This is a genomic window from Streptomyces sp. NPDC030222 (assembly GCF_055573115.1).
In genome coordinates this window covers 32,159-45,440 of record NZ_JBVICA010000024.1, presented here as the reverse complement: position 1 = coordinate 45,440, position 13,282 = coordinate 32,159, and the positions used below count along the sequence as shown (strand labels likewise).

10 protein-coding genes and 1 pseudogene are annotated in these 13,282 nt (G+C 71.0%); 6 read left to right on the top strand and 5 right to left on the bottom strand.

All coding sequences use genetic code 11. From position 1 onward, the window contains the following. Positions 1 to 11 precede the first annotated feature (11 nt). Genes ACZ4Z5_RS28010 through ACZ4Z5_RS28000 form a run of 3 tightly spaced genes read left to right on the top strand, consistent with a single transcriptional unit; the run spans position 12 to position 4,365 of the window. Positions 12 to 1,889, top strand: a complete 1,878-nt coding sequence (locus ACZ4Z5_RS28010) for an FAD/NAD(P)-binding protein (protein WP_468267544.1) — start codon at positions 12 to 14, stop codon at positions 1,887 to 1,889. Further along, positions 1,886 to 3,088, top strand: a complete 1,203-nt coding sequence (locus ACZ4Z5_RS28005; RefSeq protein ID WP_468267542.1) for a trans-sulfuration enzyme family protein — start codon at positions 1,886 to 1,888, stop codon at positions 3,086 to 3,088. The genes ACZ4Z5_RS28010 and ACZ4Z5_RS28005 overlap by 4 nt, the downstream gene beginning before the upstream one ends. After that, the gene (locus ACZ4Z5_RS28000) at positions 3,085 to 4,365 is read left to right on the top strand and encodes a benzoate/H(+) symporter BenE family transporter (RefSeq protein WP_468267540.1); all 1,281 of its coding nucleotides are present in this window, start codon (positions 3,085 to 3,087) and stop codon (positions 4,363 to 4,365) included. Before ACZ4Z5_RS28005 ends, ACZ4Z5_RS28000 begins: the two co-directional genes overlap by 4 nt. A 434-nt stretch (positions 4,366 to 4,799) precedes the next feature. Here the strand turns inward: ACZ4Z5_RS28000 and ACZ4Z5_RS27995 are convergent, their stop codons facing one another. Further along, a complete protein-coding gene (locus ACZ4Z5_RS27995) occupies positions 4,800 to 5,255 on the bottom strand; it encodes a DUF6463 family protein (protein ID WP_468267538.1) in 456 nt (151 codons plus the stop codon). Then, positions 5,252 to 5,872 (bottom strand): DUF2867 domain-containing protein, encoded by a 621-nt coding sequence (locus tag ACZ4Z5_RS27990; protein WP_468267536.1) that lies wholly within the window; start codon positions 5,870 to 5,872, stop codon positions 5,252 to 5,254. Before ACZ4Z5_RS27990 ends, ACZ4Z5_RS27995 begins: the two co-directional genes overlap by 4 nt. A gap of 94 nt (positions 5,873 to 5,966) precedes the next feature. Here ACZ4Z5_RS27990 and ACZ4Z5_RS27985 point away from each other — a divergent pair, with 94 nt between their 5' ends. Then, positions 5,967 to 6,524, top strand: coding sequence for a TetR/AcrR family transcriptional regulator (locus ACZ4Z5_RS27985; RefSeq protein WP_468267534.1), 558 nt, complete (start codon positions 5,967 to 5,969; stop codon positions 6,522 to 6,524). Positions 6,525 to 6,665: 141 nt separating this feature from the next. Here ACZ4Z5_RS27985 and ACZ4Z5_RS27980 read toward each other — a convergent pair whose 3' ends face one another. The 3 genes from ACZ4Z5_RS27980 to ACZ4Z5_RS27970 all read right to left on the bottom strand — a co-directional run bounded on the left by ACZ4Z5_RS27980 (position 6,666) and on the right by ACZ4Z5_RS27970 (position 12,040). Further along, positions 6,666 to 7,742 (bottom strand): hypothetical protein, encoded by a 1,077-nt coding sequence (locus ACZ4Z5_RS27980; protein ID WP_468267532.1) that lies wholly within the window; start codon positions 7,740 to 7,742, stop codon positions 6,666 to 6,668. 395 nt (positions 7,743 to 8,137) lie between these two features. Next, positions 8,138 to 8,524, bottom strand: coding sequence for a nuclear transport factor 2 family protein (locus tag ACZ4Z5_RS27975; protein WP_468267530.1), 387 nt, complete (start codon positions 8,522 to 8,524; stop codon positions 8,138 to 8,140). Positions 8,525 to 8,665: 141 nt separating this feature from the next. Continuing rightward, complete coding sequence (locus tag ACZ4Z5_RS27970; protein ID WP_468267739.1) at positions 8,666 to 12,040, bottom strand: pyruvate carboxylase; 3,375 nt, start codon at positions 12,038 to 12,040, stop codon at positions 8,666 to 8,668. 302 nt (positions 12,041 to 12,342) lie between these two features. Between ACZ4Z5_RS27970 and ACZ4Z5_RS27965 the strand changes: the two are divergent. Together ACZ4Z5_RS27965 and ACZ4Z5_RS27960 are read left to right on the top strand one after the other, a co-directional pair. Further along, positions 12,343 to 12,735: pseudogene (locus tag ACZ4Z5_RS27965) on the top strand (FAD-dependent monooxygenase); the annotation flags it as partial. Positions 12,736 to 12,921: 186 nt separating this feature from the next. Further along, the gene (locus tag ACZ4Z5_RS27960) at positions 12,922 to 13,206 is read left to right on the top strand and encodes a hypothetical protein (RefSeq protein ID WP_468267528.1); all 285 of its coding nucleotides are present in this window, start codon (positions 12,922 to 12,924) and stop codon (positions 13,204 to 13,206) included. The last annotated feature ends 76 nt before the right edge of the window (positions 13,207 to 13,282 follow it).

Genomic DNA, 13,282 nt, shown 5'->3' with positions numbered 1-13,282 from the left:
CGGAGAACACGATGACCGCCGAAGCACCGCCCGGGGACACGGGACGGCATCCCGTCGTCGCCGTCGTGGGAGCCGGGTCGCGAGGGCTGGGCATCGTGGAGCGCCTGGTCAGCCACTGTCTCGCGGCCGACTTCCCGATCACCGTGCACCTCGTGGACCCGCAGCCCCTCGGGCCCGGGTTCCACCGTGCCGACCAGCCCGATCACCTGCTGCTGAACACGGTGTGCGGGCAGGTGACCGCATTCGCGGACGAGGAGATGGTGGAAGGGCCGACGGAGGTCCGCGGACCCTCCCTGTACGAATGGTGTCGTGACCGGGATCTGCGGCTGGCCGCCGACGGATTCACCGTCCGAGCGGGGGACGGACGGGAGATCCGGCCGAATGACTTCCTGCCGCGGCGACTGCTGAGCGAGTACCTCGCCTGGGCCGCCGAGCACATCGTCACCGCCGCCCCTCCCTGTTTCTCCTTGATACGGCACAGCACGACGGCCACTGACATCCGGCGGGGTCCCGGCAGCGGGGAGACCGTTCTCCTGGCCGACGGCACCCATGTGGAGGCGGACACGGTCTTCGTGACCGTGGGGCACCAGTCGCTGCATCTGCCTGCCGAACCGGTCGAAGCGCCCACACTGATCACCTCCCCGTATCCGCTGCCCGAGGCTCTCGACGACATCGCTCCGGGTGACGACGCCGTGGTCCTGGGCACGGGACTGACCGCCATGGACGTCATCGCCAGTCTGACCCTGGGCCGCGGCGGTCGCCACGAGCAGACGCCCGACGGTGGTCTGCGGTACCTGCCCAGCGGCCGGGAGCCACGGATCGTGCTGGCGAGCCGCTCGGGGTTGCCCTCGCGTAGCCGTCCGAGGCTCAATCCCGGCCGGGTCCGCCCCGCGCCCCTCGTGCTGACACCGGACCGGCTCCGGGCGCTGCGCCGGGGACGTGAGGGCGGCCGCCTCCACTTCGCCGAAGACGTACTGCCGTTGGTCGAGGCGGAGATGGAACTCGCCTACCACCGCGCCGTCCTGGCCCGGAAGACCGGCGATGCCAAGGGCGCGGGCGCGGAGTTCGCCCGCCGGGTGCACGCCATGGGCTGGGACCGCACACTGGCCTCCGCACGCGAGGATCACGGGCCCTACCCCCTGGACGGAGTGCTGTCCGAGCAGCTCGTCGACCGGCAGTGGCGTGACCAGGCGGAGTACACCGCGTGGTTCACCGCCAGGGTCGAGGAGGACCTGGTGCAGGCACACGAGGGGCTCGGCGCCAGCCCGGTCAAGGAAGCCCTGGAGGTGCTGCGCGACCACCGCGACGCCCTGCGGGCCGTGATCGACGACCCCGGTGTCGACGATGCCTCGCTGGACCACTTCTTCGGGGAGTTCGGCTCCACAGTCAACCGCCTCGTGATCGGTCCGCAGCTGGACAGGTCGATGGAACTGCTGTCGTTGCTGGACGCCGGAGTGCTCCGGCTGGGCCCCGGACCGCGTCCCAAGGTCATCGCCCCGCCCGGGCAGGGCCGCTGGCGCCTGGAATCCACGTGCCTGGCGCAGCCCGTCACCGTCGAGGCCGACTGCGTGGTGCACGCGTACGTCACCGAACCCGGTGCGGACCGGCTCCCCGCCTCCCTGCTCGGCCGGCTCGTCGCGGCCGGCCGCGCCTCCACGTTCTCCGCCCTGGGCAGGCGGGCCGCCGGGCTCCGGGTCACCCGCGAAGGACAGGGAATCGGGCCCGCCGGCGACATCCAGTCCACGCTGTTCTTCCTCGGCCCGCACACCGAAGGATCCAGTTACTACAACCACTACGTCCCGTCGCCCGGCGCACCGTCCCGCGCGCTGCAGGACGCCGAACTCGCCCTCCGTACCGCCCTGCCGGCCCTGACCTCGAGGACATCATGAGCAACCGCAAGACCTACACCCCCTGGACCCGGGAATACCGTGCCGAGACGCGGGCCGCGCAGGGCGACGGCTGGCGCTGCCCCACCACGGGAGCGGTGCCGCCGCCCGTCAGCCTTGGTGCGACGTACGCCCGCGACGACCAGTACCGCACCCCGGCCGGTCTCGCCTATCTCCGCGACCAGGGCACCCCCGGCTACGAGCAGGTCGAGGACGTCGTCGCCGGGCTGGAGGGCGGTTCCGAGGCGCTGGTCTTCTCCTCCGGCATGGCGGCCGCCACCGCGGTCTTCCAGGTCCTGCCCGTCGGTTCGCGCGTGGTGGTACCGCGAACGATGTACTTCGGGCTCACCAAGTGGCTGCTCGAGTTCGGGGCGCAGCGCGGTCTGGACGTCGTACCCGTCCCCATGGACGATCTGGACGCCGTGGCCGAGGCGGTGAACGCGGCCCCCACCACACTGCTCTGGGCGGAGTCGCCGGCCAACCCGACGTGGCTGGTGACCGACCTGGCGGCCTGTGCGGACATCGCGCACCGGGCCGGCGCCCTCTTCGGCGTGGACAACACGGTGCCCACCCCGGTCCACACGCGGCCGTTCGACCTCGGCGCCGATCTGATCATGCATTCCGGCACGAAGTACCTCAACGGGCACAACGACGTGGTCGCCGGACTCCTCGTGGCCGCGCCGGAGCGCACCGACGAGCGCCAGGCGATCTGGGAACGGCTGCGGCTGCACCGTCGCCTGACCGGTCCCATCCTCGGCCCCTGGGAGGCGTATCTGCTGCTGCGCGGCATCCGGACGCTGTACCCGCGCATGCGTCAGATCTCGGCCACCGCCATGTCGCTCGCCGAGCACTTCTCCGACCATCCGCTGGTGAGCCGGGTGGCGTATCCGGGCCTGCCGACGGACCCGGGACACAAGGTCGCCTCCCGGCAGATGACCGGCGGATACAGCGGAATGCTCTCGCTGCACATCGCCGGGGACTGGCAGCGCTCGCTGCGCGCGGCCGAGTACTGCGAACTGTTCATTCGCGCCACTTCTCTGGGCGGGGTGGAAAGCCTCGTCGAACACCGGTACACATTCGAGGGACCGGACAGCACTTCACCCAAGGACATGCTCCGGCTGTCCATCGGACTCGAGGACACGGCCGACCTCGTCGCCGATCTGGAGCAGGCACTGGAACGGGCCGCGAAGGACGTAGCGTGAGTTCTGACACCAGCAACACAGCGGACCGCGGTACAGCCGCCGCGCCCGCCGCCGACCCGCCGGCCGGAGTGGACCAAGCGCCCGGCCGGCGGGGGCTGTTGCATGACGCGTCGCTGTCGGCGGTCCTCGCGGGCTTCGTTGCCGTCGTGGTGTCGTACTCGGGCCCGCTGGTCATCGTGCTCGCCGCCGCCTCGGCCGGTCACCTCGACCAGGCCCAGACCGGCTCCTGGGTGTGGGCGATATCGATCGGCAGCGGCCTGACCTGCATCGGGCTCAGTCTGCGCACGAGGATGCCGGTCATCACGGCCTGGTCGACGCCCGGTGCCGCACTGCTGGTCACCAGCCTGGGGGCCTACTCGTACGCGGAGGCCATCGGGGCGTTCATCGTCACCGGTGTGGTGATCACCCTGGTCGGCCTGACCGGCGTGTTCGGACGGCTGATGCGGCAGATTCCCACCGCGGTGGTCTCCGCCATGCTCGCCGGTATCCTCTTCTCCTTCGGCACCGGCGTGTTCGCGTCGCTGAAGACCGCGCCGTGGATCGCCGGGGCGGTACTGCTGGCCTATCTGCTGGCCAAGCGGTGGCTGCCCCGGTATGCGGTGCTCCTCGCGCTGGTGGCGGGTGTGGTGTGCAGCGCGGCCACCTCGCGCCTGGACATCCGGCTCAACAGCATCGAGCTCGCCCGCCCGGTCCTCACCACGCCCGAGTTCTCGCTCGCCTCGCTCATCGGCATCGCGGTGCCCATGATCCTGGCGACCCTGGCCTCGCAGAATGCCCCGGGCATGGCGGTGCTCACCGCCTCCGGTTACCAGCCGAAGGACCGGCTGCTGATCGGCTCGACCGGCCTGGTGTCCACCGTGCTGGCGCCGTTCGGCTCCCACGCGATCAACCTCGCGGCCATCACGGCCGCGATCTGCACCGGTCCGGAATCCCACCGCGACCCACGGCGCCGCTACGTCGCCGGGGTCGCGTGCGGGGCGTTCTACCTCCTGATCGGAGCCTTCGGCACCACCCTGGTGGTCTTCTTCGCGGGACTGCCGAAGGAACTGGTCGCGGCCATCGCCGGAGTCGCCCTGTTCGGCGCGCTGGCCGGGGGCCTGACCGGAGCGGTCACGAAGGAGGACGACAGGGAGGCCGCGCTGATCACCTTCCTGACGACCGCCTCGGGCGTCACCCTCCTCGGCGTCGGATCGGCTTTCTGGGGGCTGGTGTTCGGCGTCGCCGCCCACCTCGTGCTCACTCGCCGGCGTCGCAGCACGGCCACTGCCGACGGCTGACCCTCGCCCACGAAGTTCGGCCGCCTACGCACACCGACTGCCCAGGGACTTGCCGGGCAGTCGGTGTGCGGCGTCACTGGCAGTCCACCCGGTGATGCCGACCCCTGATCGGGGCCGGGCTTGCGGGGCCGCGTTTCCCCCTCCCCCGGCCGCCGAGGTACTGGGCCGGGAAGCACGGCACGGACCAGCACCACGGCGGCCCCAAGGGCAAAGGCGCCGGCGACCACGTCGCCCATGACAAGGCCGCGACTCCCAGGGGTGGTCGACGGCCGTCGTCGCCAACACACTTGTCTGGACGACGAAGTGGCGCACCCCGGGGCTCGCGCAGACGGCAGGTGGCCGGCCTCAGCCCCGACCCGCCATCGGCGGATCCATTCGTGAATGGAGACCCGCGGCAGGCACGCTTCCGCTGCCACCCGCGCAACCGGACGGCCTCACGCCGGGCCGCTCCCCCCGTCGCGGCCCGACCCTGACCGATCGGCCCTGCGCGCCGCCAGCACGATCAGCGCGCCGGAGATCATGCCTGCGAAGTACGGGGACGGTACGAGCAGGACGCCGCCGACGAAGCACCAGACCGCGAGGCCCCAGCCGACAGCGGCAGGTACGGCCACTCCGCGTCCGGCAAGATGCCGGATCAGGCAACCCAGGAGAACCAGAGGCACGGCGAAACTGCCCGGACCGGCCCAGAAGGCGACCTCGTTGCCAAGAGCCTCCACCGTCCGCTCTGCTCCCCCGTCCGTCAGCGCCAGCGGGACGGCTGCCCACAGTCCCCGGTCCACCCAGCCTGTGACGTCCTTCCAGGCGAAGAGGACCAGCAGCAGCAGGTGTCCGGCCCCGAGCACGAGCATGATGCCGCTCGCCCAGCGCAGCAGTCGTCCACCGGAGTTCATCGCCGGCCCCGCTCACCATGCCGTGCCACAGGACCGTCGCGCTCGCGCCACGCTCGCTCCCACTGGCGGGTCAGGGCGGGGTATACGACGAGGTACCGGAAGGGCGCGATGGCGGACATGTAGAGCCGCCCGAACCAACCGTTGGGCCTGACGAGGACGGTCATGCGCAGCTCGTGGTCGCCGTTCGCCCCCTCGACCCAGCCGAGGTGCATCACGGTGTGGACGGTCCTGTTCGCCAGCTCGCGTGCGGCCTCCATGGGAAGCTCGTAGACCGCCTTCAGCGGCATGTCGTCGTCGTCCGTGCCCCGGGGAACATCCCGGAGGTCCCCGGGCAGGCGGTCACGGAGCGAGGGAACCCGCGCATCGACACCCGCCGCAGGGTCGTCCCAGCCGAGGAGTCCGCCGAGCTTCCACCGAACGGCGAACAGGAACCGCACCGGCCAGGGCTGGCGCGCCATACCGCCTGCCGTGCGCAGCGCCGCCAGCATCGCGGGGAAGTCGTCGGGGCCGGCTCCGGGGGTGCGGAACGCCCAGACGTCCTCTATCTGGAAGTCGGCGGTGAATTCGTGGATGCGCCACGGATACTCCGTGCAGGTGGACTTCGCGAGTCGTGCCACGGTTTCGACCCCTCATTCTGTACGCAGCCGTATACATCATCTGTACGGTACCGTACAGACCCCGGATGCAACACTCCACGGAACAGGTGAGCAGGTGCCTCCCATCGCTCGTACCCCACGAAGTCGCTGGATCGAAGCGGGACTCGACGCCCTCGCCCGGGGCGGACCGGAGGCCGTCCGAGTGGAGGCTCTTGCCGCCGGCATCGGGGTGACGAAGGGCGGCTTCTACGGGTACTTCGACAGCCGTTCCGCGTTGCTCGACGAGATGCTCGACGAGTGGGAACGCCGCTGCAGTGACGACATCCTCGAGCAGGTCGAGTCCGAGGGTGGGGACGCCGCCGAAAGGGTCCGGCGCGCCGGCCACCTGTCCTTCTCGGACGACCTGCACCGGATCGATCTCGCGGTCCGTGAATGGGCTCGCCATGACCCGTCGGTCGCGACGCGGCTGCAGCGGGTGGACAACGCCCGTATGGATTTCCTGCGTGCGATGTTCGGGAGGTTCATCACGGACCCCGACGAAGTCGAGGCGCGGAGCACGCTCACCTTCACGCTCGCGATCGGCCGCCACTTCATCGCTGCGGACCACCCGGGACGCACCAGACGCGAAGCCATCAGCCTGGCCGGGGAATTCCTCCTGCGGCCCCAGCCGTAAGGAGCCGGAGCCCGTCGGGCCGGACAGGGCAGTCGGCTCGACCGGCGGAAAGTCCCGGCGGCCGCCACACGACGGGGAGTGACGACTCCTGGTCGTGCGGCGGCCGCCGGGGGCAGCGCGTCGCCGGTCACGGGGCCGGGATCAGGCGGCGGGGCGTCCCGCTCCCAGGGCCGCGACTGCGCGCCAGCGGTCGAACTCGGCAACGGGGTCCGCGCTGCGCGCCCACGGTGCGGCTCCGCACCAGCGTCCGATCAGCCGGAACTGCTCCAGTGCCTCCGCGTTCCGGCCTCCCTTGACCAGCGCGGACGCCAGCAGGTGCCGTATCGGGGGGAGCCTGTGATCATCGGCAGGGATCTGCTGGAGCCGCTGCTGTACCTCGCCGACCTTCGCCCGCACTTTCCGGCCCGAGTACACGGCGTTGCCCTGCTGCCTCGCCGCCTCGTCCAGCGCGTGGAGATAGATCGCGGGCAGCGGGCTCCCCGCCGGTGCGGTATCCATCGCCCGCGCGGCGAAGGTGAACATGTGGTGGTCGGAGCCGTGCCACTTGGCGCACCAGTACTGCAGGGCTTGCCAGTGGGCGTCGTAGTGGTGCGGAGCCCGCGCCACCAGTTCGTCCCACATCTCCCTGAACCGGTCGTGCGGAAGGTTGAGCCCGCGCGCCGCGGTGATCATCGTGATCCACGGCGAGGGGTCCTCCGGGGCCATCCGCGCCGCCTCCTGCGCGGCGTACATCGCCGTCGGCAGCAGCTCCTCGAACTCGGCCATCTGCTCCTGGGACGTCTTGTGGGCGTACGCGGTGCCACGGGCGTCCCAGGCCCGCACCAGCAGTGCCGCGGCGTGCACGGCGACGGCCGAGGCGTCGTTCGGCCGCTTCGCGCGCCATGCCCTGAGCCAGTGTTCGTCTTCGGCGGCGATCCCGGCGAGCAGCTGCAGCCGGTCCCAGCGTTCCTCCCAGTCCTTGCCGGCGTCGGCGAGGTAGCGGGCGGCGGGTTCCCATTCGCCTCTGCAGACGGACTCCACCACCTGGTGCGGTTCGTCGTCATGCTCCCGCGGAGGGCCGGCCCGCCGCGCGTCCAGTTCCTCACGGGGCACCAGCCCGTACGCCGCGGGATCGATACCGCGCTTGGCCCTGCGCTGCAATACGGCTTTACGAGTGACGTCGTAGATCGCCCAGGCGAGGACGAAGAAGCCGGCGGTGGTGAGGATGTTGGTGAACACGAGGGTTGATCATGCCTGGTCAGCATCACGAAAGGCATACGGATCGGCCAAGTTTGCATCGACCCGGCGCCGCGCGAGCCTCGGACAGCAGCCGGGCAAGGCCGCCGCATCACCGTGCCGGCCGTTCGGACCGCTGGTCGCGAGCGCGGGCGGCAGGCGGGGGCCGCCCACTCCGTTCTCCAGCTCAGCTCCGCTGCCATGGCCGCAGCGCTCAGCCGTTCCGTCGTCCCCACCACCGCCTGCCCGCCGGGGACACCCTCCCCCGCGGATATCCGGTGCGGGTCAGGAACGCCTCGATGACCTCCTGCACGGGCCGGTGCGGCCGCACCGTCATCAGCACGGAGAGCATCCCCGCCCTCGCCGTCCACGGCCACTGGCGGCGGAGCTCTCCGCGGTCAGCCGGTCGGAGTCGCCTGGTGGAAGTACATGCGCCAGCCCGTCTCCGTCAGCCGCCACAAGGAGCTTCGCCAGGCCCTGCGTCCGTGGTTGTCGGCGAGGTACGTCAGATGGACGATGCCGGGGGCAAGGACGACCCCGGACATCTCGCCGACCTTCACAGGGGAGTCCGGTGACACCGTTCCGGCGCTCGTGACCGAGAGGATCGACTGCGCGTCCCATCGGCGTCCAGACGCTCCGAATTCGGTGAACTCCGGGTCCAGAAGCTCCGAGACCAGGGCCGGAGAGGCACGCACCTCAGGATCGAGCAGCCGCAACTCCCCGTCGACGGCTGCTTGTACGGCGTCGGCCGCTGCTCGTGCGGTGGGCTCGCTGTCGTCGGTCATGCACGAACCCTATGGATACTTCTCGTCGATGCACAGCGAATTGAACGGCACGAGTACGGGCCGGACTGCCCGCCTTCCGGAGGCACCGCCCGGTCCTTGCGGCTCCCGCCCGCGGTGTGGCGCGGGCGGGAGCCGGGTGACTCACGCGATCTCGACGAGGAGGTCGCCGCTCTCCACCTGCTGGATCCTGTTGATCGCGAGCCTGGTGACCCGACCGGCCTTCGGGGCGGTGATCGTGGCTTCCATCTTCATGGCCTCGATGGTCGCCACCGTTGCTCCGGCCTCCAGCTCGTCGCCCTCGTCGACCGCGAGCGTCACGACGCCGGCGAACGGTGCGGCGACATGGCCGGGGTTGGACCGGTCGGCCTTCTCCGTGACCGGTACGTCGGAGGCCACCGACCTGTCCCGCACCTGGATGGGCCGCAGCTGGCCGTTCAGGGTGGACATCACGGTGCGCATGCCTCGTTCGTCGGCCTCGCCGATGGCCTGCAGCTCGATGAGGAGGCGGACGCCGGGCTCGAGGTCGACGCCGTACTCCTTCGCCGGGCGCAGGCCGTAGAAGAAGTCCTTGCTGTCCAGCACACTGGTGTCGCCGAATGCCTGGCGGTGGGTGTCGAAATCGCGCGTCGGGCCGGGGAACAGCAGCCGGTTGAGCGTGGCGCGGGGGGTCTTCTCGAGCCCCTCATGGTCCTCCGCGGCCAGCTTCTGGAGCGGCTTGGCGGCGGCGCGGCCCTGCAGCGCCTTGCTGCGGAACGGCTCGGGCCAGCCGCCGGGCGGGGTGCCGAGCTCACCGTGCAGGAAGCCGATCACGGAGTCGGGGATGTCGAACCTGTTCGGCGTGGCCTCGAACTCCTCCGGCGCCACGCCGGCACCGACCAGGTGCAGGGCGAGGTCGCCGACCACCTTGGACGACGGGGTGACCTTCACCAGACGGCCGAGGATCCGGTCCGCCGCGGCATACATCGCCTCGATCTCCTCGAAGCGGTCGCCCAGGCCCAGGGCCACCGCCTGGGTCCGCAGGTTGGACAGCTGTCCGCCGGGGATCTCGTGGTGGTAGACGCGTCCGGTGGGCGAGGCCAGGCCGGCCTCGAAGGGCGCGTAGATCCTGCGGACGCTCTCCCAGTAGGGCTCCAGGTCACCGACGGCCTGGAGGTCGAGGCCGGTGGGGCGCTCCGAGTGGTCGGTCGCGGCCACGATGGCCGACAGCGACGGCTGCGAGGTCGTGCCGGCCATGGACGCGACGGCGCCGTCCACCGCGTCGGCGCCGGCCTGGATCGCGGCGAGGTACGTGGCGAGCTGGCCGCCCGCGGTGTCGTGGGTGTGCAGGTGGACCGGCAGGTCGAACTCGCGGCGCAGTGCCGACACCAGCTTCGCCGCGGCCGGGGCACGCAGCAGCCCCGCCATGTCCTTGACGGCCAGGACGTGGGCGCCCGCATCGACGATCTGCCCGGCGAGGCGGAGGTAGTAGTCCAGCGTGTACAGCCGCTCGGAGGGGTCGGACAGGTCGGAGGTGTAGCACAGGGCGACCTCGGCGACGGCCGTACCGGTCTCCCGCACGGCGTCGATGGCGGGCCGCATCTGACCCACGTCGTTGAGGGCGTCGAAGATCCGGAAGATGTCGATGCCGGTGGCCGCCGCCTCGCGGACGAAAATATCGGTCACCTCCGTGGGGTACGGGGTGTAGCCCACGGTGTTCCGGCCGCGCAGCAGCATCTGCAGGCAGATGTTGGGAACGGCCTCCCGGAGTGCCGCCAGTCGCTCCCAGGGGTCCTCGGCGAGGAAGCGCAGGGCGACGTCGTAGGTGGCGCCGCCCCAGCATTCCAGGGAGAGCAGCTGCGGCAGGGTCCGCGCCACCGTCGGGGCGACGGCGAGCAGGTCCTTGGTGCGGATGCGGGTGGCGAGCAGCGACTGGTGGGCGTCGCGGAAGGTGGTGTCGGTGACTCCGATGGTCGGCGATGCGCGGAGCCACCGGGCGAAGCGCTCCGGGCCGAGCTCGACGAGTCGCTGACGGGAGCCCGCGGGGGGCTCGCCGGTGGTCAGTGGCGGCAGCTTGGTGGTCGGTTCGATGAGTGCGGGCCGTTCGCCGTTGGGCTTGTTCACCGTGACGTCGGCGAGGTAGGTGAGCAGCTTGGTGCCGCGGTCGGCGGAGTGGCGTGCGGTGAGGAGGTGCGGCCGCTCCTCGATGAACGACGTCGTGACCCGCCCGGACTGGAAGTCCGGGTCGTCCAGGACGGCCTGCAGGAAGGGGATGTTCGTGGCCACGCCTCGGATGCGGAACTCGGCCACGGCCCGCCGGGCCCGGCCGATCGCGGCCTGGAAGTCCCGGCCGCGGCAGGTGAGCTTGACCAGCATCGAGTCGAAGTGCGCGCTGATCTCCGTACCCGCGTGGGTGGTGCCGCCGTCCAGGCGGATGCCGGAGCCGCCGGGCGAGCGGTAGGCGCTGATCCTGCCGGTGTCCGGGCGGAAGCCGTTGGCCGGGTCCTCGGTGGTGATGCGGCACTGGAGCGCGGCGCCGCGCAGGGTGATGGTGTCCTGCGACAGTCCGAGATCGGTCAGCGTCTCGCCGGCCGCGATGCGCAGCTGGGCCTGGACCAGGTCGACGTCGGTGACCTCCTCGGTCACCGTGTGCTCGACCTGGATGCGCGGGTTCATCTCGATGAAGACATGGTTGCCGTCGCGGTCGAGCAGGAACTCCACGGTGCCCGCGTTCCGGTAGCCGATCTCGCGGGCGAACCGCACCGCGTCGGCGCAGATCCGGTCCCGCAGCGCCGGGTCGAGGTTGGGCGCGGGTGCCAGCTCGATCACCTTCTGGTGGCGGCGCTGGAGCGAGCAGTCGCGCTCGTACAGGTGGATGACGTCGCCGTTGCCGTCGGCGAGGATCTGCACCTCGATGTGGCGTGGGTCGACGACGGCCTTCTCCAGGAACACTGTGGGGTCGCCGAACGCGGACGCCGCTTCACGGGCAGCCGCCTCGATCGACTCGCGCAGCGCTGCCGGGTCCTCGACCCTGCGCATGCCGCGTCCCCCGCCGCCGGCGACCGCCTTGACGAACACGGGGAAGCCGATCTCCTCGGCGGCCCGGAGCAGCTCGTCGACGTCGGTGGACGGCTCGGACGATCCGAGCACCGGTACGCCGGCCGCTCGGGCAGCGGCCACCGCGCGGGCCTTGTTGCCGGTCAGCTCGAGCGTCTCGGCGCCCGGCCCGACGAAGGTGATGCCCGCCTCGTCGCAGGCGCGGGCCAGTTCCGGGTTCTCGGACAGGAATCCGTAGCCCGGGTAGACGGCGTCGGCTCCTGCCCGGAGCGCGGCACGGACGATCTCCTCGACGGAGAGGTAGGCCCGCACCGGGTGGCCCGGCTCGCCGATCTCATAGGCCTCGTCGGCCTTCAGCCGGTGCAGGGAGTTGCGGTCCTCGTGCGGGAAAACGGCGACCGTGCGCGCGCCCAGCTCGTAGCCGGCGCGAAATGCGCGAATCGCGATCTCGCCACGGTTGGCGACCAGCACCTTGCGGAACATCCTGGATCCCTTCAGCCTGCCGGCGACGTAGACCATGCTGCCAGCCACCTCATTGCGTACCTACCGGTAACGTCAAGAGTTCATCGGTGATCCGCATACCAATGCCGTGTTGCATCGATCACGTGATGCGGGCGCTCCGGGGGGAGGGCGGGGTCCGTCGACGACTCATCAGCCGGAGTCGCTGCGGAGGCGTCGGCGGGCGACCATGGGAGACGCCCCGGGCAGCCGGGACGCCGGCGCATCCGGCCATGCCCGGTGCCCTGGGACCGGACCGCACCGGGAAGCGTCGGCGGGAGGTACCAGTGGTGGACACCGACGTACTGATCGCAGGTGCCGGCCCTGTCGGGCTGACCGCGGCCGCCGAACTGCGCCGGCACGGCGCCGACTGCCGCATCGTCGACCGGCTCCCGGCGCGGCTGCCCTACGCGAAGGCCGTGGGCATCCAGCCCCGGACGCTCGAGTTGTGGGACCGCATGGGCCTGGTTCGTGCCGCCCTCGATGCCGCCGCGCCCCTGCGCGGGCAGCTCGTCTACGTCAACGGCGAGGAGCGGGTACGGATCGACCTGGAGCTCCCGTCCGAGGTCCCGTACGGGTTCGCGGTAATGCCGCAGTACGAGACCGAGCGCATCATCGAAGAACATCTCTCCCATTTCGGCACCCGGATCGAGCGGGGCACCGAGCTGGTGTCGTTCGCGTAGGACGGCGAGGGCGTCACCAGCCGTCTCACCACGGCCGACGGCGCGGAACGGACCGGGGCGCCGCCATTCGGACCACCGCCCGGGGCCCTTCCGGTGATTGACGGACGACTCGGGGCCGAGCACGCGTCGCTCGGGGTACGCCGTCTCCGCAGCAGACCGCCCCTGACCGTGAGGATCTCAAGCGTGTACGCAGCCGTCAGAAGGTACGAGGGAGTCACCGATCCGGCCGAGGCAGGGCGCCGGGTGAGCGAGGGGTTCGTGCCGCTCATTCGTGAGATCCCCGGTCTCCTTGCCTACTACTGGGTCGACGCCGGGAACGGGGTCATGGTCTCGACCAGCGTCTTCGAAAGCGAGGCGGGGGCCGAGGAATCGATCAAGAAGGCAGCCGTCTTCGTACGGGACCACCTCGCGCCGTTGCTCCCCAATCCTCCTCAGGTCATGTCCGGCCAGGTCGTGGCTTCCCTGTAGCAAGGGCCCTCGGGCGACCGCGGCGGTCCGGCGGCGCCGGCGGATCGGGGTGGGCATGAAGAGTGCTCTGCACCGC